The organism is Kamptonema formosum PCC 10802 (assembly GCF_000332335.1).
Lineage (GTDB): Bacteria > Cyanobacteriota > Cyanobacteriia > Cyanobacteriales > Oscillatoriaceae > Oscillatoria.
The window spans coordinates 1339420-1360706 of record NZ_KB235948.1 but is presented as its reverse complement, the minus strand read 5'-3'; the positions used below and the strand labels follow the sequence as shown (position 1 = coordinate 1360706).

18 protein-coding genes and 1 pseudogene are annotated in these 21287 nt (G+C 55.5%); 14 read left to right on the top strand and 5 right to left on the bottom strand.

Annotated elements, in window-relative coordinates:
• Nucleotides 1–306: 306 nt before the first annotated feature.
• The 4 genes and pseudogenes from OSC10802_RS0105780 to clpS all read left to right on the top strand — a co-directional run bounded on the left by OSC10802_RS0105780 (nucleotide 307) and on the right by clpS (nucleotide 3949).
• A complete protein-coding gene (locus OSC10802_RS0105780; protein WP_017715837.1) occupies nucleotides 307–1107 on the top strand; it encodes a DUF4163 domain-containing protein in 801 nt (266 codons plus the stop codon).
• A gap of 159 nt (nucleotides 1108–1266) precedes the next feature.
• Nucleotides 1267–1467 (top strand): hypothetical protein, encoded by a 201-nt coding sequence (locus OSC10802_RS48920; RefSeq protein ID WP_198525069.1) that lies wholly within the window; start codon nucleotides 1267–1269, stop codon nucleotides 1465–1467.
• Between the two features lie 70 nt (nucleotides 1468–1537).
• A pseudogene (locus OSC10802_RS54085) lies at nucleotides 1538–2275 on the top strand (NACHT domain-containing protein); the annotation flags it as partial.
• 1353 nt (nucleotides 2276–3628) lie between these two features.
• Nucleotides 3629–3949: an ATP-dependent Clp protease adapter ClpS gene (gene clpS, locus OSC10802_RS54080; protein WP_255349186.1), complete on the top strand. Its 321-nt coding sequence runs from the start codon at nucleotides 3629–3631 to the stop codon at nucleotides 3947–3949.
• A gap of 551 nt (nucleotides 3950–4500) precedes the next feature.
• Here clpS and OSC10802_RS38825 read toward each other — a convergent pair.
• From OSC10802_RS38825 to pgl, 4 genes are all read right to left on the bottom strand, one after another.
• Nucleotides 4501–5481, bottom strand: a complete 981-nt coding sequence (locus tag OSC10802_RS38825) for a PRC-barrel domain-containing protein (protein ID WP_017715835.1) — start codon at nucleotides 5479–5481, stop codon at nucleotides 4501–4503.
• Nucleotides 5482–5769: 288 nt separating this feature from the next.
• The gene (locus OSC10802_RS0105765; protein ID WP_026098205.1) at nucleotides 5770–6228 is read right to left on the bottom strand and encodes an FHA domain-containing protein; all 459 of its coding nucleotides are present in this window, start codon (nucleotides 6226–6228) and stop codon (nucleotides 5770–5772) included.
• Between the two features lie 167 nt (nucleotides 6229–6395).
• On the bottom strand, nucleotides 6396–7130 hold the full coding sequence (locus OSC10802_RS0105755; protein WP_026098204.1) for a double zinc ribbon and FHA domain-containing protein: 735 nt from the start codon (nucleotides 7128–7130) through the stop codon (nucleotides 6396–6398).
• A 71-nt stretch (nucleotides 7131–7201) separates the two neighbouring features.
• Nucleotides 7202–7930: a 6-phosphogluconolactonase gene (pgl, locus tag OSC10802_RS0105750; protein ID WP_017715832.1), complete on the bottom strand. Its 729-nt coding sequence runs from the start codon at nucleotides 7928–7930 to the stop codon at nucleotides 7202–7204.
• Between the two features lie 840 nt (nucleotides 7931–8770).
• Between pgl and OSC10802_RS56320 the strand changes: the two genes are divergently transcribed.
• The 3 genes from OSC10802_RS56320 (at nucleotide 8771) to OSC10802_RS0105735 (ending at nucleotide 12259) form a co-directional block, all read left to right on the top strand.
• Nucleotides 8771–10198 (top strand): TIGR04283 family arsenosugar biosynthesis glycosyltransferase, encoded by a 1428-nt coding sequence (locus OSC10802_RS56320; RefSeq protein ID WP_044170505.1) that lies wholly within the window; start codon nucleotides 8771–8773, stop codon nucleotides 10196–10198.
• A 109-nt stretch (nucleotides 10199–10307) separates the two neighbouring features.
• Nucleotides 10308–11138 carry a hormogonium polysaccharide biosynthesis protein HpsJ gene (hpsJ-B, locus tag OSC10802_RS0105740; RefSeq protein ID WP_017715830.1) on the top strand — a complete coding sequence of 277 codons (831 nt, stop codon included), beginning with the start codon at nucleotides 10308–10310 and terminating at the stop codon, nucleotides 11136–11138.
• Between the two features lie 230 nt (nucleotides 11139–11368).
• Entirely contained in the window at nucleotides 11369–12259 is an 891-nt protein-coding gene (locus OSC10802_RS0105735; protein WP_017715829.1) for a glycosyltransferase family 2 protein, read from the top strand.
• An 84-nt stretch (nucleotides 12260–12343) separates the two neighbouring features.
• Here OSC10802_RS0105735 and OSC10802_RS48915 read toward each other — a convergent pair whose 3' ends face one another.
• Nucleotides 12344–12610 carry a hypothetical protein gene (locus OSC10802_RS48915; RefSeq protein WP_155967403.1) on the bottom strand — a complete coding sequence of 89 codons (267 nt, stop codon included), beginning with the start codon at nucleotides 12608–12610 and terminating at the stop codon, nucleotides 12344–12346.
• A gap of 246 nt (nucleotides 12611–12856) precedes the next feature.
• On the opposite strand from OSC10802_RS48915, the gene OSC10802_RS0105725 reads away from it, so the two are divergent.
• The 7 genes from OSC10802_RS0105725 (at nucleotide 12857) to OSC10802_RS0105695 (ending at nucleotide 21033) form a co-directional block, all read left to right on the top strand.
• On the top strand, nucleotides 12857–13579 hold the full coding sequence (locus OSC10802_RS0105725) for a DUF502 domain-containing protein (protein WP_026098203.1): 723 nt from the start codon (nucleotides 12857–12859) through the stop codon (nucleotides 13577–13579).
• 33 nt (nucleotides 13580–13612) lie between these two features.
• Nucleotides 13613–14242 (top strand): transcription antitermination factor NusB, encoded by a 630-nt coding sequence (gene nusB / locus OSC10802_RS0105720; protein WP_017715826.1) that lies wholly within the window; start codon nucleotides 13613–13615, stop codon nucleotides 14240–14242.
• 115 nt (nucleotides 14243–14357) lie between these two features.
• A complete protein-coding gene (gene ftsY, locus OSC10802_RS0105715; RefSeq protein WP_017715825.1) occupies nucleotides 14358–15980 on the top strand; it encodes a signal recognition particle-docking protein FtsY in 1623 nt (540 codons plus the stop codon).
• Between the two features lie 504 nt (nucleotides 15981–16484).
• On the top strand, nucleotides 16485–17900 hold the full coding sequence (locus OSC10802_RS0105710; protein WP_026098202.1) for a PP2C family protein-serine/threonine phosphatase: 1416 nt from the start codon (nucleotides 16485–16487) through the stop codon (nucleotides 17898–17900).
• Nucleotides 17901–17913: 13 nt separating this feature from the next.
• The gene (locus tag OSC10802_RS0105705) at nucleotides 17914–18153 is read left to right on the top strand and encodes a hypothetical protein (RefSeq protein WP_017715823.1); all 240 of its coding nucleotides are present in this window, start codon (nucleotides 17914–17916) and stop codon (nucleotides 18151–18153) included.
• A gap of 101 nt (nucleotides 18154–18254) precedes the next feature.
• On the top strand, nucleotides 18255–19646 hold the full coding sequence (gene argH, locus OSC10802_RS0105700) for an argininosuccinate lyase (protein ID WP_017715822.1): 1392 nt from the start codon (nucleotides 18255–18257) through the stop codon (nucleotides 19644–19646).
• Nucleotides 19647–20112: 466 nt separating this feature from the next.
• On the top strand, nucleotides 20113–21033 hold the full coding sequence (locus OSC10802_RS0105695; protein WP_017715820.1) for a cation diffusion facilitator family transporter: 921 nt from the start codon (nucleotides 20113–20115) through the stop codon (nucleotides 21031–21033).
• Nucleotides 21034–21287 lie beyond the last annotated feature (254 nt).

Sequence of the window (21287 nt, the reverse complement as noted above, 5' to 3'; positions counted from 1 at the left end):
AACTTTTGGGCTAAAGCCCAACTACAAACTTTTGGGCTAAAGCCCAACTACAAACTTTTGGGCTAAAGCCCAACTACAAACTTTTGGGCTAAAGCCCAACTACAAACTTTTGGGCTAAAGCCCAACTACAAACTTTTGGGCTAAAGCCCAACTACAAACTTTTGGGCTAAAGCCCAACTACGAACCTTTGGGCTAAAGCCCAACTACAAACGGCACCGGCACGCGACTTGCTGGCTCCAGTATGCTATAATTATTTCCCAAAATGCGAATATGCGTCGGCCACATTCCTCGAAAACCAGAAACATTATGCGCTTTAAACAGGCTGTTTTACTTCTTTGCCTGACTCTCGCAGCTTGCCAGCCGGCGGCTCAATCTCCTTCTGGAGAGGCGACTTCGCCCCAACCGCCGGCATCGGGCACCTCCCAACCCACCCAAAACCCGGCTCAAGCGACTAAAACAGCTGAAATTGAAAAAGTTGAGTACAGGCAGCAGTCAAAGAATGGCCTGTGCAAAATAGAAGTCAGCTACCCTCAGGTAAAAGGGCTAGCCAGTCCTGAGGTTCAGTCGAAAATTAACGCTTATTTAAAGGAGCAATTCCTGCAATCGCAGCAGGACTTTCTTCAGCCGTTTGATGTCGAGAAGTGTGCTGAGAAGCTCCAGAAGGAGTTTGCCGGCCAAAATTATACCTACACCGAGTCGGGGGATTATTTAGTTGGGGTGAATAAAGATAATATCCTCAGCATTCGCTATGACAAGAGACTGGGGGTGTTGAAGGGAGCCGCCCATCCCTCCAAGATAGCGAAAGCGGTGACGATAAATCTTCAGGATGGGAAAGCTTACAGTTACGAGGAGTTGTTTAAACCGGCACCGGCATCCGCCGAAAAGGTCAACAAATTGATTGCGGAGAAGCTGGCAGCCAAAGAGCCGGCGGCAGCCAAGAGTTTTAAGCCGAAAAGCAAATACATCTTTTTTCTAGACAAAGAGGGGTTAGAAATCCTTGACATTTTCGACACCTTTGCGCTACAATCCCTCACTGTCACCATCAAACCCTCAGAGATTGCAGACATTATTAACCCGCAAGGGCCACTGCAAGCCCTTGTGAAGTAGTTACAGCGGCTTTGGGCCCTCGTGCGGGTGCCACCGGCACGCTCAAGATTGAGAAGCCAGCTCTGTGAGGGGGGCCTTTGTCTTGCTTACAGGACTTACGCAAACCCTCTATCTGTAGGGTGGGTTAGCGCTAGCGTAACCCACCCCACACCACATTAAGTGTCGCTGCGCAAGTCTTGGCTTAATTGCGCCCACCGGCTGGCACCGGCTTTGGGCGCAAGTCGAGAAGCCACCGGCATCAGAACACCCCACCGGCTGCAACCCGCACAGGGCAGCCGGTTTCCCCCATCGCCCCGGAAGCCGGCAGCGCGCGAGGCGATGCCGGTGGGGTGCGGCCTAAGTAGAAATACCGTCTCCTGACGCCGAGTTCCACTCTTCTGGAGAATCGTGCTACAACGGCAAAAGAGAGAACTTTTAGCCAGAGGGGTCTATGACTCAAAAGCCATCCCCAAAGCCGAAATTGCAGCAGAGCGTGGCAGGTTCTTTATCGAGAGACAGTTACCGCAACCGCCAGCTCTTGCTCAACAAGGTCAAAAATTACTGGATCAGAGGTGTGCTGGAGAAATCACTGCACGGCAGGGCGCTGATTGAACTCGGTTTGCAAGAGCGGCTAGACGCAATAGAGTGTCCTTGGGGCGTGAGGTGGGAAACCGCAGACACTCCCAGAGAAATTTTGCCGCCGGGCACCAGAATCATCGACAAATTGGATGAAATTGAACAGGGGCGCACCCTAGTCATTCTAGGCGAACCGGGTTCAGGAAAAACAACAACTTTATTGGATCTCACCCGCCATCTCATCGAAGACGCCGAGCAAGACACTCACCAGCCGGTTCCCGCTGTATTCAACCTATCCTCTTGGATAGATGAAAAGCAACCCATCGCCGACTGGCTGGTAGAAGAACTTCACGCACAGTATCACATCCCCAAACAAATCGCTAACATTTGGGTGGCGACTGAGCAGCTCATGCCAATGCTCGATGGCTTAGATGAAGTCAGAGAGCAGCTGCGCCCATCCTGCGTGCGGGCGCTCAATCAATTCTGCCAGGAATACGGGCGAGCCGAAATCGTCGTGTGCAGCCGCCTCAGAGACTACGAAGTCCTTCCCGAACGTCTGCAATTCCAAAGTGCCATCTACCTGATGCCACTCACCCCAGCGCAAATTCAGCAGTATCTCGCAGATGCCGGTTCGGGAATGGCTGCAGTCAAAACCGCACTCGAGCAAGACGCCGCCCTGCGAGAGATCGTCACCACACCCCTGATGCTGAGCATCATCACCCTCGCCTACCAGGGGATGTCTGCTGGAGACTTGCCCGGTTTCAACTCCACACAAGAGCGGCGCAAACACCTGTTTAACGCTTACATTCAGCGGATGCTGGCCCGCCGGCTGCCGGGCGGGCCCAACTCACAGCCGCAATCGCTGCACTGGCTGAGCCAGATAGCCTACAGGATGTCCCAGCAGTCTCAAACCTTGCTTTTAATCGAGCGCATTCAGCCGAGCTGGCTCAAGATAAACCTGGAGAGCGGGCCCGCACTTCCCTTTCTGGGGACCGGCAAACGAAAACCGAAAGCTTACCGGACATACACCCTAGGAGTGCAGCTGGTTGTGGGTTTGATTTGGGGGCTGGTGATTGCTGCCAGCGCCGGGCAAATTGTCGGGCCGGTGAGCGGGCTGATTAGTGGAATAGTGGGCGGGATAATTATTGGGCTGAGCGCCAAACTAGAACCCATAAAACCTGTTGACAGCCTGAAATGGTCGTGGGATAATGTTAAAAAATGGCTTCCTTTTGGGTTGATTGCGGGGGTCAGCGGCTGGCTGAGTGGCGGCCTTGTGTGGGGGCTGGTTGTGGGGCTGAGCGGCGCACTGATTAGTGGCATCATTGGCTCGGCTGTCGAGACAACAACGGTTCCCAATCAGGGAATTTGGCAGTCGCTGAAAAATGCCATAACTTTTGGGATGATGGGAGCGGGGCTTTGCCTGATTGGGGGCGCGGGGCTGGTTAATGCTGTCCTGCGCCCGGACTTGTATGTCTTGGGTGTCTCAACGTTTACAGCAGGGATTGTGGGGCTATTCCTGGGATTTAGTAAAGGAGGGACAGCCTGCATTCAGCACTCGATCCTGCGCCTTATCCTGTACAAGAATGGGAATGCGCCCTGGAACTTAGCCCGTTTCCTGGACTGGGCGGCAGAGCGCACCTTTTTGCAAAAGGTTGGCGGCGGCTACATCTTCACGCACCGGCTGCTGCAAGAGCATTTTGCAGCCCTAGCCGTGGAAAATTACCTCCTGACTGAGGGGAACAATCCAAATAGTGCTGCAGCGCACTTCCAGCGAGCTAACGCCCGCACGGTTGTAGGCGACAGTCAGGGAGCGATTGAAGATTACACGCGGGCGATTGAAATCAATCCCAAGTTCGCTGAGGCGTATGCCGGTCGGAGTCAGGCTCGCCACACGCTAGAAGACTATCAGGGGGCGGTAGAGGATTACGACCGAACTGTTCAGCTCAATCCCGCGCTTGCGAGAGAGATGACTTACACGTTTCGGGGCTCCTCTATCTCCCTGGTGAGAGATCAGCCAGAAACGGTTGAGTCAGATCGCTCATCCTACTTGGTGATCCTGCTGAACGACGATTTTAACACATTTAATCACGTCAGTGAGTGCTTGATGAAGTACATTCCGGGCATGACGGGCGAACGCGCTTGGCAACTCACTAACCGGGTGCACCGTGAAGGTCAAGCCGTTGTTTGGTCAGGGCGTCAAGAACTGGCGGCACTCTACCGCATGCAGCTGAGTCAGGCTGGCTTAACAATGGCTTTTTTAGAGCCGGCAGACCCCATTAAAACGTAAAGCTTATTAGCTCGTGCCTGCTGCTGTCGCTGGTGGTAGGGGCGAGTCAAAGGGGCGGGTTTATTGCAGTTCTTCGCTGCGCTATAAATATTGCAGGTGAACCCTCCCCTAGAAAGAAATTGAAACAGCAGGACATGATATTCCCGAAAAAAACGGAGAGCTTTCTCTCCGTTTTTTAGGGGGTATAGCAGTATGCACTTAGGTTAGAACATTAGACCTTCAGGGGGGCGTCCCGCCTGCCCTACGTCTATATAGCAGTATAGCAGCAGTCATATTGGTTAGGACATCAGTGACCTAGGGGAAAAGGCGTAGGACAGGCGTTCCCTCCGATCCTGTAGCAATGGACAGTCAGTTAAGGACAGGGCCTCTGACTTACTAGCAGGGATAGGGACAGGCGTTCCTTCCGATCCAACGTCCTCACCTAACTGTCTGCTGCTATACTGTGCTAAAAAAAAGGTGCAGGACAGGCGTTCCCTCCGATAGCGAAGCGGGACGCGACAGCGTCCTTCCTACTGTCCTAACCTAAGTGAATACTAATAGAAATGTTAGGCTCATTGAGGCGGCTTCTCAGGAGTCGTGCCGTCGGCAATCTCGATAGAAGCCGGTGGGGAAGGCTCTTGCCGGCGGGTTTGCACTTCAGCGATTTTTGCTTGCGCTTGTTCGCGAGCCGCTTGAGCTTTCTGTCTGGCTTGCTCAGCCAGATGTTGCGCACTTTCTGCGGCTTGTTCGCGCACAATTTGAGCCTTCTGTCTGGCTTGCTCAGCGAAAGTTTGCGCCCCTTCTGCGGCTTGCTCGCGCGCCGCTTGAGCTTTCTGCTTAGCTTGCTCAGCGAAAGTTTGCGCCCCTTCTGTGGCTTTTTCCCTGACGTCTTGAACTTTCTCTTGGAGTTCCTCAGCCAGCTGCTGAGCCCCGCGCTTGACGCCCTGAGTTCCATCGACTGCCCTGCGCCTTGCATTCTCCAAATGTTCCAGGGTGTTCTCACAGTCTTCTTTGAGAAATTCTGCCGCTTGACCAATTTTTTGAGACAGCCCCTCGGCATAGTGCTGGGGGTTTTGGACAGCTGCCTCTGCCACAATGACCCGTTTGCTGCCGGCGCTGGAGATCGCTGCTGGGAAAAGCAGGTAAATCCCCTCCAAAACCCCCCGCCAGCCACTGGAACTGTACAGGTAGCTGACGACAGCGCCGGTGTTGGGAACGAAGAGATAATCGACGATCTTGCCAACCTTGTTGCCGGCATCCGTCCACACCTCATACCCAATTCCGGAGATTGCCCCCTCCGGCTTTTCCGCGTCCTCACCCCCCGCGCTGAGGCTGACGATAATGCTGTCAGCGCCAATGCTCTCAATTTGCGCCCAGGTAAACGACCGTTTATTTTTGCCCAGAAATCCTGACTTGCACGCCAGCCCCACGACTTGGTGGGATTGGGGATTTAGCCACAGCTGATCGGCACGCCCAACCTCTTCGGTGCTCGTGCGGTCAATCACCAGCCGGTTGATCAGCTCACTCTGCTTAATGACTTTTTGATCTGCCATTATCTCCAAACTCCTAAATACGTTACCTTGTTAACTGAGAGCGAATAGCTAAGAGATAATACCTAATATATCCTAGCGGGTTCGCACCTAAACTTATTCTGCCTAAAACTGCCAGTGACCTGCCAGCCACTGCCTCCCGTAAGGCCCGGTCTAAATTGTCCCTGCCGCCACCAGAGCTTTTTCCGCGCCCCAAAGCGCCCAACGAGGTGCTGCTGTTCTCGGATGCACCGCACAACACCCAACTGCGGAGAGGACTCCCCGATGGCCTTGCAGGTGGTGCGGATGTTTCTATTGCCAGTGGACGCTATTTTCCTTTCTCAGACTGTTCATTTCCATCGTAGTTGTTTCGTCCTCCCGGACGGGCTCAACCTCCACGGGGGTGGTGGCGGTGACTTCCTGAGCCATCGTTTCCTCGGCTGCTATAGCGTTGAGCTCCTCCAGCGCTTTTTTGCCGAGACGAATTTGAATTTTAGGACCTGAGCGAGCGAGATGAATAACCATCCCATCCGCAACAGGGGCGGAGGCGACCGGCTTGCCGTCCAGGTAGGTGCCATTCGTGCCCAAGTTAATGATTTCCCACTTCGCGCCCCGCCGTCGCAACTCGACGTGGTGGCGGGAAACAACGGCGCTGTAAAGCACTACATGGTTGTCGGTGGCTCGTCCAATCCGAATCACAGCGTCGTCCTCAAAAGACCAGCTTTGAATCGGGATAGACTGAAGTGGATGCTGCAAGATTAGTGTAATCACGGGAGCATATCCGTTATATAGATACCGCTAAGGGGATGACCGGCTTTTTGCCTGTCACCCCCATTCAGGATTTTTCAGAATGCCGGCTCCCACAAAATCTTATTTTTACGGAGTTAAAAGGCATTCTGCTCTTACCCTAGCACCTCTTTTTTTTGGGCGCGCCCTTGTTAAGAAATTTGGAACAGAAAGGTCACCATATCTCCTTTACCCAGGGCAATGCGATCTCCCGGTCGCAAGCGGTGCCGGTTGCCGGTCGGGAGAGGAAAGTTGTTAATGTAAGTGCCATTGGAACTTCCCACATCTTCAATGTAGTAACCATCTCCCTCCACCCGGATATCTGCGTGAATCCGAGAGACCACCTCAGAATGGGGAAATCCCGACACGTCAATATCCGGTGGAATCCGGTCGTTTGGCTTGCCGATATGAATCACCGATAAATGCAGTGGCAATTCCAGCTCCTTATTAGTTTGCAGGTGCAGCAACTTAGCGGTCTGCACCTGCAGTTCAGTCTTGGAACTGCCACCGGCTCTTGGTGGCGCTGCGGCGGGTGCCGGTGGTACCGGCGGGGGGGTGGCAACGGTAGATTCCCCAGCGCTCGGGCTGGGAACTCTGGCAGAAGCGGCCCCAGCAACTAACGGTTCGGGTTCCACCAGGGGATCGGGGGCTGGCAGAGGTGGCGCAGCCACTGTGGGGGCAAGCGGTGAGGCAGCTACAACTGTGGGAGGAAGAGACGATTCATTTGAGCGCAGGTCATAGCCGCACTGTCCGCAGAATGTCGCATCTGACTGAACGGCTGCGCCACAATTAGGGCAACTACTCATAGCAGGTAAAGGTGTGTAACAAGCCTCGCACTGGATCGCTCCATCGGGGTTTTGGTGGTTGCAATTTGGGCAGACAATCATAAGAATTTTTCCTCCCATCGAGATGATCGTAGAGGAGTTTTGAGCCAACTGCTCTCCGGCGCGGCCAGAATTTAAGATTTTCTTTGTAAATCCTGCCCTGCCGCCTCATCCAGGAGCCACCAAAGCTCCCCTTGCGGCTGAATCAGTCGGGCTGGATAGGTGAACTCGTCAGCTGCCGGCGCAAATATCTCAGCCAAAGCAGAGCGCTTGCCGGCACCCGATACGATAAAGATAACGCAGCGGGCGCTATTAATCAGCGGCACTGTGAGCGTCAGGCGGGGGTGGCCGTCTTTGTTGCCCACCGCAACCAGCCGGTCTGTCACTTTTAGCGCCTCTGTGTGGGGAAACAGGGACGCCGTGTGACCGTCGTCCCCTATCCCCAGCAAAATCACGTCAAAAGCCGGAAACTCACCGGCCCCCACCTGGAAAAACTCCCGCAACTCGGCATCATGCTTCTCGGCGTCGGCGGCTGGGTCAGATGCGCCCACCGGCATGGGGTGAATGTTTGCCGCCGGCACAGGCACCCTGTCTAGCCAAGCTTCCCGAGCCATCCGCTGGTTGCTGTCCGGGTGCTGCGGCGGCACATAGCGCTCGTCGCCCCAAAAGACATGAATTTTTTCCCAGGGCAGCTGTTGGGCTGCGATAGCTTCATACAGCGGCTTCGGCGTGCTGCCACCGGCAAGGGCCACAGTGCAGCGGTGGCGCTCCTCCACAGCGGCGGTGATTTTGCTCAGGACAACTTCGAGGGCTCGCTGAGTCAGCGATCCGGGAGCTGGCAATACTTCTACGATTTTGTTCATTCGCGCAGCGACTTAGATGGCTAGTGTCATTACACACGCAACTGTCCCCCTGTCGCCTCACCCCTGTGTGACACTTCCAGCAGTGTCTTTTTTCCTTCTTTCCCGGCCCGCCGCTGCTGGCCACATCTCTCCCGATCTCCCAACGCCTGCAGCTCCACCCTGCTCGCCACAGCCCCTCAAGCAGACCGACTGCTGCTGCCCCTGCCCAAAACCCTGCCGGCGCTCAGCTGCCGGCGGCTGTCCCACATCAAACTTGCGACCTTCCGCGCTACAATTGGCCTGGGAGCCGGTGCCGGCAAGGGCCTGGATCTCCCTCCTTTTGCCAAACTGCTCTGCCCTGCGCGCTGCTTGAGGATCTGAGGGGATTTAAACGCTCAAGGGAGCGGAGATTTTCCCCTGGATTTCGCTCTATAGCGGTTTGGTCTTGAGTTGGGAAGATTATTTTTTTTAATGAACCGCCAAGACGTCAAGAGCGCCAAGAAAGGAAAAGAGAGCTATTTTCACAAACTCTTTAGAACGGCTAGAGTTGCCAAATCGTTACGCAGGGGTCTAAAAACCCTTAGGCTGTTGAATTTATTCGGAAAATTAATCTGACATTATCACCCTGGCGAATGCCCAGTTTGTTTGAACTGATTTAAGGGGGTAAAAATACGTTAAAATAGCCTGAAAATATCAAAAAAAGGGGATTGAAAATTTATTTCAAAATTTCCGAAATGACAAAGCAAAAGTTAAAATGTAAAATGAGCGCTCTCGCGAGGCATGGCCGGCGAGGCGATCCAGGAGACAGTCGGACTAGAGATTTTAAACTGGAAAGAGTTCAGAGTCAAGAAGGGGCAGAGAGTGGAAAGCGCACGCACCGGCAGGGAATGCCTGATAGTTTTTACTCGCTATCCAGAGCCAGGTTTGGCCAAGACACGGCTGATGCCGGCGTTGGGAGCGCAGGGAGCTGCCGAACTTCACCGGCACCTGGCCGAGCACACCCTGACACAGGCGAGAGAGCTGCAAGCGAGCCGGTCAGTTTCAGTAGAAGTCTGGTTTGCCGGTGGCGGCGAAGCACTGATGCGAGACTGGCTGGGGGATGAGACAGTCTGCCGGCATCAGCGGGAGGGGGACTTGGGAGCGCGAATGTCGGGAGCCTTTGAGGAAGCCTTCAGCAACGGCGCAGAGCGAGCCGCTATCATTGGGACGGACTGCCCCGACTTGGACGCCAGGGTGCTCGGGACAGCCTTCGAGCAGCTGCTGACGTCCGACTTAGTTTTGGGACCGGCAGCAGATGGAGGCTACTATTTAATCGGACTGCGCCGGTTTGTGCCAGAATTGCTCACCGGCATCACCTGGGGCACCGGCCTGGTCTTGCAGCAGACCGCAGCCAAGGCAGACCGGCTCAACCTGACGACAAGCAAATTGCAACAGCTGGCAGATATTGACCGTCCGGAGGATCTGGCTATCTTAGAAAACCGCGCCCAAATCATATTTCCCCCAGACAAAAAATCCAGCCCCTCACCCAGCCCCAGCTCAGAAGGGGGAGCCCTATCGTGCGCCGCTCTCGGGTGCTGGGGGGGGAATGCAAAAGCCTTAATTTCGATTATCGTGCCGGCGCTCAATGAAGCGGGGGCGATCCAGAAAACACTAGAACTGGCTAAGCTAGCTGATAGTGTGGAAGTGATAGTAGCAGACGGCGGCAGTGAGGACGAAACAGTCGGGGTTTCGCAGTCAGCCGGCGTCAGGGTTATCTCTGCCCCCAAAGGTCGGGCCCGCCAGATGAATGCCGGTGCGGCTGCAGCCACCGGCGACATCCTGCTGTTCCTGCACGCCGACACGCACCTGCCCCAGGGATTCGACGAGATAGTGCGTCAGGCACTCGCCACGCCAGGTGCCATTGCCGGTGCCTTTGAACTGCGGATTGACTCCCCACAGCCGGTGCTGCGGCTGGTTGAAATCGGGGTGAACTGGCGTTCGCGCTTGTTTCAGATGCCTTACGGCGACCAGGCCATTTTTCTGCCCGCCCCAGTGTTCCGCAGCTGCTCTGGCTTTCCCGACACAGCGATTATGGAAGATTTTCAGCTGATGCTTCAGTTGCGGCGTTTGGGAAAGATTAACATTGTAGCAATGCCGGTGGTAACATCCGGGCGCAGGTGGCAGAAACTGGGGGTGCTGAAAACGACACTGATTAACCAGCTTGTGATTGTGGCCTATTTCCTAGGGGTGCCACCGGAGCGCCTTGCCCGCTGGTATCGCCGGGAGGGGGGGAGCTGCGCCGCCCGCTGACCTAAATGCAATAGCAGAAACTTGATTTCTTGTCAAGGGAGCGCCCCCTGGCGGGAGAGCAATCCGGTAACGCATGAAGTAGACAACAAGAAACTCATAGAGAATCAAAATGAAAGCGATTGATAGCCGCAATCCTGCTAGCATAGCCGCTCGGGCTCTGCAGATTGTTGGGATTATATTGATAGTGTCTTCTGTGATTGACTATTTAATTTTGCTGTTTCCGCCGAACTTCCTGGACAGGCAGTGGCAGATGGGCTTTACCTCGCAGCTTGTCGATCGGGGAATTATACCGATGGTGGGTATGGCCTTCATTTTCTCTGGGTTTGGAATTGAGAGCAACGCCGGTGGGGGACAAGTTAGCCGCAATTCTTTTCTGGACATAAAATTCTGGGTTCTTTGCCTGGCCAGCCTGCTAGGGTTGGTTTTCTTGCTGCTGTTTCCCCTGCACCTGAACAACGTTCGGCTGGACAGGGCTGAGAAGCTCGGCCAGATTAGTACGCGGGCATCTCAGGCTGAAACCCAGATTACTACCCAACTGGCGAACGCGAACGTCCAAGCGGAAATTGAAAAGCAGAAAAATCAATTCAAAACCCAGTTTAGCGCAGTATTAGGAGATGAAAAGAAGCGGGATGAAGTGCTACAAAACCCGCAGCTTCCGGCTCCGATCAAAGAATTAATCGAGACGTCTAAGAGTAACCCTAAAGCGATCGATGAGTTTATCGAGCAGAATCTCTCACCTGACGCTCTGAGAAATCGGGAACTGGCGCGGATTCGGACGGGTCAGAAACAGCTGGAAGAACAGACCCAAATTACGTCTTTGAAGTCGGGCTTGCAGACTGGCATTAGCAGTTTGCTGCTGTCAGCGGGCTATATGGCCATTGGCTGGACGGGATTGAAAAGTCTGGGCTATATGAGGGGCGGGCGCAAAAAGGCACGCTGAGTCTGCGCCCGTGCCGGAGACAGCTGGCCGGACAGCACAAAGTTCTGTCCGGTTAAAGCGAGACAGGGGGTGTGAGCCGGTAGAAAAGCGATTGATCGCTCTCTGGCGAATAACAGAGCGCCAATCGCCTTTTGACTGACTTTCGCCCTGTCCGGGCTTAAGTGGAGAGCCCGACTTCAGGAGTGCGTCCGAACCCGTTCCCTCATTTACCCTCACGCAAGTCGCTGGAAATGTTCTCAATTTATATCCTGACCCACAACGAAGAGATTGACATTGCCGCTTGCATAGAGTCAGCGCTGCTGTCGGATGACATCATTGTGGTGGACTCCTGCAGCAGCGACCGCACGGTTGAGATTGCCAGCCGCTATCCGGTGCGGATTGTCCAGCACGCATTTGAAAGCCACGGAAAGCAGAGAACTTGGATGCTGCAATCGGTGCCGGCGCTGCATGAATGGGTGTACATTCTGGAAGCGGACGAGCGGATGACACCGGCACTGTTTGCGGAGTGCCTGCAAGCGATCCAGTCTCAGGCGCAGATCGGTTACTACATCGCCGAGCGAGTGATATTTATGAACCGCTGGATTCGCCGCAGCACCCAGTACCCCCGCTACCAGATGCGGCTGTTCCGCAAGGAGAAAGTCTGGTTCACAGACTATGGCCATACCGAGCGGGAAGTCTGCGACGGGCCCACCAGCTTTTTGAAAGAAACCTACCCCCACTACACTTGCTCCAAGGGACTGAGCCGGTGGATCGAAAAGCACAACCGCTACTCCACCGACGAAGCTGCAGAAACCCTGCGCCAGATGGAAAAAGGAAGCGTCAACTGGCGGCACCTGTTTTTTGGCAGCTCAGAAGTGGAAAGGCGGCGCGCCCTGAAAGACTTGTCCCAGCGCTTGCCCTTCAGACCCCTGCTGCGCTTTTTTTACATGTATTTCCTGCTGGGGGGCTTTCTGGACGGACAGGCCGGCTTTGCTTGGTGTGCCTTGCAGGCGTTCTACGAATATCTCATCTTGCTAAAAGTCTGGGAAATGAAGTACAGTCCAGTCCCCACTTCAACCCCACACACAGCCCCAAAAGCCGAATCAGCGGTGGATTCGGCGACGGCTATTTCTGGCCATTAACGGAAGCAAAGGACACCGGGCTGCCGGTGAGTGTAAAAATTTGATAATAATTATTTTAAGGTATTGAATTCTCTAGCTTGCTCGTTAAGCTGGAAAACCGAACTTGGTGGGCGTTCCCGCGCCAGTCTCCAGACGGAGACAGGCGCTCGTGCGGTCGTTGAGGCACCCCCTTTTCGGCGCTCTCACTCCCCCCGGCAATAGGGCGCGAGTGCGATTGCTTTTAGCTCGCACAGCTGCGCCCAACTGCCGGCGGTCCGCCGCCGGCAGCTGGCTGCCTGCAGCGCCTGGGCGCAGCGAATGCCCGCTCCACCCACACGAACGCCTGACGGCACAGCCCTTTCCCAGGCTCACAGTTTTGCAAGATTTCTTTACAAATCTGTCAAAATAAAGAAGATTGCTCTGGGGGACTGCCGCTCAGCTGAGTGAGGTGCAGTGTCTGGGAAGGTAAGGCAAACTAGATGGCAGCTGGCCCAAAGGCCGGGGCCAGTGAATTTCCGGTCTGACCGCAAGGCCAGCCGCAGCCGCGCTCGCACCGGCGATCGAGCTCGTTCCCACAGCCAGTTAACCCACAGCCAGTTAAAGGAGTGTAGGCTATCCGTGACCAATCGCTTCATGCAGGACTTAAAAAATGATCTGATTGCCGGTCTGTTGGTGGTGATTCCCCTGGCGACGACAATCTGGCTGACGTTTACCATCGCCAGCTGGGTGATCGACTTTCTCACCAAAATTCCCAAGCAGATCAATCCCTTTGATGGCCTCCATCCCATCTTAGTGAATCTGCTGAATTTATTGGTGGGGCTGGCTGTGCCGCTGCTGAGCATTCTCCTGATTGGCCTGATGGCCCGCAACATCGCCGGGCGGTGGCTGCTCGATGTCGGAGAGCGCCTCCTGCAAGCCATTCCCTTTGCAGGTTCAGTCTACAAAACTCTCAAACAGCTGCTAGAAACCATCCTCAAGGATTCTAACAGCAAGTTTCGCCGGGTGATCTTGGTGGAATATCCCCGGCAGGGGGTGTGGGCGATCGGTTTCGTCACCGGCACGATTAGCAGCGACATCCAGTCCAAGATGGCCACTCCCATGCTCAGCATTTTCGTCCCCACCACGCCGAACCCCACCACCGGCTGGTATGCGATTGTCCCAGAAGATGAGGTGCTCAACCTCTCGATGTCAGTTGAGGACGCCTTTAAATTGATCATCTCCGGCGGCATCGTCAGCCCGAGTTCCGCGATTGTCGGGGTGCCAGCTCCCACCCCCGAAAGAAAACTCGAAGCGTTGCGTTTTGAGAATCTCAGACAAGTCATACCCGCTCAAGAAGATTGAAATACCGAAAATCGGAGGTCAAAAACAGCCGCCATGCAAGCCCGACGAATTGCCCGCGAACTGGCACTGCTCAGCCTCAGCCAGCTGAGCGGTTCCCCGGATAAACTAGCACAGAAGCAGCTGCAAGATGTGGTGCTGGCGGCTGTGCGCACCCTGACTCAGGAAGTCCACGACACTCTGGAAACCGCCGCAGCCGAACTGAAACGAAGCAGCGAGCGCCTCCTGAGCAGCCAGACGCGGGCGGATGCCGCCGGCAGCGCCACAGCCATGCTTGAAGACGCTCTCGACCTGACCCAAACGGCGATTAACCGGCTGGGTGGGGCTGTGGAGCTGCCGGAATTCATTTACCTGGCCAACCAGCAAGACGTTCGCTCCTACGCCCTAGAGATTCTCACTCAGGTCAGTGCCGAAAAGCCACAGCTCGATGAAACCCTCTCACTCGCCCTAGTAGACTGGCAGTTAAATCGTTTGCCCCGCATTGACGCGGATATTTTGCGGATTGCCGTGGCAGAAATGATGTTTCTGGGCATCCCTGACAAGGTGGCGATTAATGAAGCTGTGGAACTGGCCAAACGCTACAGCGGCGAGGAAGGGCACCGGTTTATTAACGGGGTGTTGCGCCGCGTGACGGACCAACTCAAGGGTGCTCCGAGCCCGGAGTAGGGAAAAGGGAACCGCTTTCGACGCAGAGAGCGCCAAGAAAGCAGTGGGAACAAGGGACTCGTGAGGGTCTAAAATCTAAAGTCTAAAATCTAAGGTAGAAAATTTAAGAATTGTAATGGCTTTTAATTGGTTCCGCCGCGAGTTTAGCGATAAACCAGAGCTGCCGCAAGAAGAGCAGGCCAGACCGGCTGCCGCTCAGCCTGAAGCCGCCGCCCCAGCAGCGCCGCCACCGGCACAATCTATGGCTGTCGCTGAAGATTACCTGCTCTGGGCCAAAGCGGCGTACAAAAATATTCAGAAACAGCAGCAAGCCGGGGAAAAAACTGCTGTGGCTGCTGAGCCCCCGGCACCAGAGGGGGAAGCTGAAGCCGAATCGCAGGCGGCGGCTGAGCCTGAAAAGGCTGAGCCGGCAGTCGCAGCCAAAGCCGTCACCGAGACGGAAGAACCGGCAAGCGCAGCGCTGGTTGCAGAACCTGACGCGGCGGTGGCAGAGACGCAGGTCTTGCAGGCAGAGCCGAAAACACAAGCGCCAGACACGGCTGAGCCAGTCGGGGCACCCGAAGCGGAACTCGATCCGGCGCTAGAGCCTGCGCCCTTCTGGGCCAGAGCGGAGGCTGACCGGCAAGCGCGACTGGAACGGCTAATGGCCACAGCGGTCGAAACCCCGGAACCGGAAACGGATTTGCCTGCAGCGGCAGTGCCAGAGGCTCCTGAAGAGGAGGCCGGACTGGCCTTTGACGAGGGGTTCTTGTGGTCAGCGGAAGTTCTGGCGGCCCAAGGGCGGCGTCCCGATGACATCTCCATTGAAGAAATTACCTGGCTCAAGAAGCTGCGGCAAGGCTTGGACAAAACCCGCCGCAGCCTGATCAACCAGCTGAAGGCCATCGTGGGCCAAGGGCCGCTGAACCAGGCAGCGGTGATGGAGATTGAGTCGCTGCTGCTGCAAGCTGATGTGGGAGTGGAGGCCACCGAGTATATTATTGACTCCCTGCAGAAAAAGCTGCGAGAGGAAGCCCTACCGCCCGACTCGGCGATCGCCTACCTGAAAAAAATCCTGCGGGACATGCTCGACCGGCCCACCGGCAAGTCCTACAATCCCACCTTCGCCCCTGAAAAAGAGCAGCTAAACATCTGGCTGATGACGGGAGTCAACGGTGCCGGCAAAACCACCACCATCGGCAAAATTGCCCACATCGCCCAGAAATCAGGCTACCGCTGCCTGATTGCCGCAGCGGACACGTTCCGGGCGGCGGCAGTAGAGCAAGTAAAAATATGGGGTCAGCGCAGCGGCGTAGAAGTGATTGCCAATCCGGGGCAGAACACCGACCCAGCGGCGGTCGTGTTTGATGCCATCGCCGCAGCCCGCTCGCGAGAGGTGCAGCTGCTGCTGGTTGACACCGCCGGACGGCTGCAAAACAAGAAAAACCTGATGGAGGAACTCAGCAAAGTCCGGCGGATTATCGATAAAAAAGCCCCTGACGCCAAAATTGAATCCCTGCTGGTTTTGGACGCCACTCTGGGCCAAAACGGCCTGCGCCAAGCTCAAGTGTTCTCCGAGGTAGCCCAACTGAGCGGGGTAGTCTTGACAAAACTCGACGGAACTGCCAAAGGAGGCGTAGCTCTAGCGGTGGTCAAGCAGCTGGGATTGCCGATCCGCTTTATCGGAGCCGGTGAGGGCGTAGAAGACCTGCGCCCCTTTTCCAGCTATGAGTTTGTGGAAGCCCTGCTCAGTGGCTAGTGGGGGGCAGCAGCAGGGCCAGCCCCTGAGGCCCCTAATTTTTAACTCTCCAGTCGGGCGCGCCACCCCCCCAGCGGAATAATTCGGCAAATACTCCTTTCCCAGGTAAATTGACTAAAGTACAATAATCCGGTAATAGCGGGATCTCGATGTCGGGTGTGGGATAGCAGGACTCGCAGTCAAAACTCTCCGGCTGGTCTTGACAGAATTGCCGGGGCATGCTATAATTGTAAGCCCGTTTATCTCTCAGGCTTGAGAGACTGGCAAATGCTGCTCAGTTGCTGGCTCTTGGGCCGGCAGCCTCCGGGCCAGCCTCAACCCTGCAAACGCCCTTCGGGCGCACAGGAGAAGACGCGATCTATCGCCTAATTCCTTGAATCTGACTGTAGCGAGCCGGTGAGGTGAATTGCGCCTCAAGCCTTTGGAACTTCTGCTGGCTTCCCCTGTTCCTTCTACCCAATCCGATTTCCAGAGCGTCCCGTCACCTGAATTACCCCTACTCCGATGACTGCTGTACCTCTGCCTCGCCGGCCATCACCCTCCCCACCCGCAGCCAACAGTTGCGCCCCTACAGACATGACACCGGTTTTTGCCCTCAAAGAACTGGTGGCGCGTTTGCAGCGCGAACAGCACAAAATCCAGGACTTGCTGAGTTCCCTGGGATTCGCCCTGCGCAGCTTTAACAATCTCAATCAGTTTTTGGAGCTGATCCCCTTGGTGGCCAGTCGGGTGACCGATGCGGACGGGGGAGCGCTGGTGCTGTTTAAGCCAAACGGTCAAGTGAGGCTGCAGCGACTGCACTGCCAGGAAGGCCGCCAGTGTCAGGATATCCGCCAAGCGCTGGAAGCCGCCACCCGTCAAGCTGCGGCGTCCTTATCGAAAACGGCCACCGTGACGCCCAACCCCGGAACTCTGGACTATCACGTCAGCCGCAGCTTGGGCCCAGACGTCCAGCTGTTCGGCACGGCTATCCTGGCGAAGAATGCCGAGCGGGGCCGCCTGTACGTTTTCAGCCGCAACCCCGACTACAAGTGGACGGAAACGCGCCAGAAGTTGGTCCGCTTGGTGGCTGACCAAACTGCAGTGGCGATTGAAAATGACGAGCTGACTGTTGAGCTGCGCCAGAAAGAGCGCCTCGACCGGGAGCTGGAAATTGGGGCGGAAATCCAGCTGCGCCTGCTCCCCCGCCAGTGCCCGCAAATTCAGGGGGTTGAGCTGGCGGCTCGCTGCCAAACGGCCAACCGGGTGGGGGGGGATTATTACGATTTTATTCCCACCAGCCCCGACCGGGCGCGGCAAAAAAATCACGGCGGCAATCCAGCCGGTCGCTGGAGTGTGGTGATTGGGGATGTGATGGGTAAGGGCGTTCCCGCCGGTTTGATTATGACGATGACGCGCGGGATGCTGCGGGCGGAGGTGCTCAACGGCCATTCGCCGGCGCGGATTTTGCAACATCTCAACCGGGTGATGTATGCGGATTTGGAAAATTCCCACCGGTTTGTGACGCTGTTTTATTCAGAATATGACCCGCAAACTCGCATTCTGTCTTACAGCAACGCCGCCCACCACCCCCCTCTGCTGTGGCAAGCTTCCACCGGCTCGATAAAGCGCCTGGACACTCTGGGCATGCTGATTGGGCTGGATGCGGAAAGCCGGTATGAGGAAGCTTGCGTGCAGCTGCAGCCAGGAGATACGATTATTTATTTTACGGATGGGTTTACGGATGCCGCTAACCAAAGCGGCGATCGCTTCGATGAGGAGAATCTCAGCGCGGCTTTCCAGTGGGCTTGCCAGCATTGCTCCAGTTCCCAAGAGATTCTGGACTATCTGTTCGAGCAAGTCCAGCAATTTCTCGGTGCGAATAATCGCAACGGTGATGATATGACTCTGGTGGTGATGAAGATTCAACCTACTGAATAGGGAAGGAGGGGAAATGGTGGGACTGAGCGAATTGCCGGCAATCGCAGCCGGTGCTGCCGGTGGCGACTGTTTGCCGGCACTGCTCGGACTGCTGCCGGTGAGCCCAACTGTGCTAGCGCAGCAAGTCAGCAACACCGATTTGTGGGGTCAGGTGGTGAGATCCTGGAATCACTTTGTCTCGACCGGCCAAATCTGGGCGCTGCTGATTGGCATTGGTGTCGGATATGCGTTTCGGGGGCTGACTCGCTATTGAGGGCGTGCCGGCTGGGAGATTAAAGTTTAAAAAACCCTTTTATCCCTGAAGAAAAAGGGTTTTCGGTTCTATCCTAAAACCGTTAATCACGGGGATTTAGGATGACAGGACAAAAGACTTCTGCCTGGAGCCAGCGGTTTGAAAAGGCGCTGCATCCGGCAATAGAGCGCTTCAATGCCAGTATTGGCTTTGACATTGAACTGATTGAATATGACATCACCGGCTCTGTGGCTCACGCCAAGATGCTGGCAAAAACCGGCATTATTTCAGCGGAGGAGGGCGAGCGGCTGGCTGCCGGTCTCGAGCAGGTCCGCCAGGAATACCGGGAGGGAAAATTCACTCCGGGGACAGATGCGGAAGATGTCCACTTTGCGGTAGAGCGCCGGCTGACGGAGATTGTCGGGGATGCCGGGAAGAAGCTGCACACGGCGCGCTCGCGCAATGACCAAGTGGGTGCGGATACCCGGCTTTACCTGCGCGACCAAATTAAGCAGATTCGGGAGCAGCTGCGGGAATTTCAGCAAGTTTTGCTGAATTTGGCGGAAACGCACGTCGAAACCCTGATTCCCGGCTACACGCACTTGCAGCGGGCGCAGCCGGTGAGTTTGGCGCACCACTTGCTGGCGTACTTTGAAATGGCGCAGCGCGACTGGGAGCGTTTGGGTGATGTGTTCAAACGGGTAGATATCTCGCCGCTGGGTTGCGGTGCGCTCGCCGGCACGACTTTCCCGATAGACCGTCATTATACCGCCGAGTTGCTGGGGTTTGCCGGTGTTTATGCGAACAGTTTGGATGGGGTGAGCGATCGCGATTTTGCGATTGAATTCCTCGGTGCGGCGAGTATAATTATGGCACACCTGAGCCGGCTGTCTGAGGAAGTGATTCTCTGGGCTTCTCAGGAATTTGGCTTTGTGACGCTCACCGACAGTTGCGCGACGGGTTCCAGTATTATGCCGCAAAAGAAGAACCCGGATGTGCCGGAATTGGTGCGGGGGAAAGCCGGTCGGGTTTTCGGGCATTTGCAAGCGCTGCTGGTGCTGGTGAAGGGACTGCCTCTGGCGTATAATAAGGATTTGCAAGAGGATAAGGAAGCGTTGTTTGATACTGTTAAGACGGTGAGAGCTTGCTTGGAGGCAATGACGATTTTGCTGCGCGAGGGGATAGAGTTTCGCACCGAGCGTTTGGCGGAAGCGGTGGCGGAAGACTTCTCGAATGCAACGGATGTGGCTGACTATTTGGCGGCGAAGGGAGTGCCTTTCCGGGAGGCGTACAATCTGGTGGGGAAGGTGGTGAAAACTTGTCTGGCGGCTGGGAAGTTACTGAAGGATTTGAGTTTGGAGGAGTGGAAGGCGCTGCACCCGGCGTTTGAGGGGGATATTTATGAGGCGATTGCGCCGAGGCGTGTGGTTGCGGCTCGGAATAGTTATGGCGGTACGGGGTTTGAGCGGGTGAGAGCAGCGATTGAGAGCGCCCGTTCTAGAATCAGTCTGTGATTTCCAGATGCTGTTGGCGAATCCATGAGGGGGTTAGACCTTATTGCTAGGTTCCTGGCGATTGAAATCGCGGCTATACAAACGAAGCCCGCCTGCGCGGGCTAAGAGTAGAGCGAGACTCTCACAATCTGCGCAGTTTTCCTCTTGCGCCGCCAACAGTCTCTTGAAATTTCTCGTTCTCGTTCCCAGCCTCAGGCTGGGAACGCTCCCCTGGAGGCTCCGCCTCCTTATTGCTGACTATCGCTGGGGGAAGGAAATGCGAAAAAAGAAACTCTTGAAATTAAGTCTGTTCAAGACAGGGGTTAAGAAACCGGGTTTCTTAAAGAAACCCGGTTTATAGCAGCCGTGAGTTAACCGAAAAAATTAATAATCGGTGGGTGACGCGCCAGCGTCACCCCCTACAATTCTACCGTTTTACAAGCGAAAATCCAAAATCCAAAATCCAAAATATAAAATAGGTAGAGCGATGTCGAATCACAACCATCACAGTCACGAACACAGTCACGCACCGGCTAATTACAGTCTCGCTTTTAGGATTGGTCTTACTCTCAACAGCGGGCTAGTAATAGCTGAGGTAATTTTTGGTTTGCTGGCACATTCCCTGGCGCTGCTTGCGGATGCCGGTCACAATCTCAGCGATGTTTTGGCGCTGCTGCTCGCCTGGGGAGCGAGTGAGCTTTCCCGCCGCCCTCCGACGCTGCGCTACACTTACGGATTGCGCCGGTCTTCGATTTTGGTGGCGCTGTTAAATGCGACGTTTCTGCTGCTGGCTACAGGGGGAATTGCTTGGGAAGCGATTCAGCGGTTGCGCGATCCCAATCCGGTTGCTGGGGGTGCGGTGATGGGTGTTGCGGCTGTGGCGATTGCAATTAATACGGCGACGGCTTTGATGTTCATGTCTGGGAGTAAGGGGGATTTGAATATTCGAGCGGCGTTTTTGCACATGGCTGGGGATGCTTTAGTGTCTGTGGGTGTGGTGATTGCTGGTTTGGTTATTTTGGCCACCGGCTGGTTTTGGTGCGATCCGGCGATGAGTTTGATTATTGTGGCGGCGATTGTGGCGGGTACTTGGGGGCTGCTGCGAGAATCTGTTAATCTGGCGCTGGATGGGGTGCCGGTTTCTGTGGAGCCTCTGGCGGTGCGCACTTATTTGGCTGAGTTACCGGGTGTGGCGGGGGTGCACGATTTGCACATCTGGGGGATGAGTACGACTGAGATTGCGCTGACGGCTCATTTGGTGATGCCGGCGGGCTCTCCGGGAGATGGGTTTTTAGCGCGGATTTGTGAGGAGCTGCACGATAATTTTGACATCGATCACGCGACGCTGCAAGTGGAAACTGGCGATCCGAATTATCCGTGCCGGTTGGCTTCGGAACATGTGGTTTAGGGGGGAAGAACCTCACCCCCTAACCCCCTCTCCGCTTGCGGAGAGGGGGGACAAGAGAAATGCCTCCTCGTTCCCAGGCGGAGCCTGGGAACGCTCCTCTGGAGGCTCCGCCTCCTTATTATTTCATATACTTGAACTACCGCAGCCCCCTCACCCCCCAACCCCCTCTCCCACAAGGCTATCCATTACCCACATTTTTCTTAACATAAAGTACATATTTCTTAAAAAATCCTGGAACATTGATGGGCTATAGT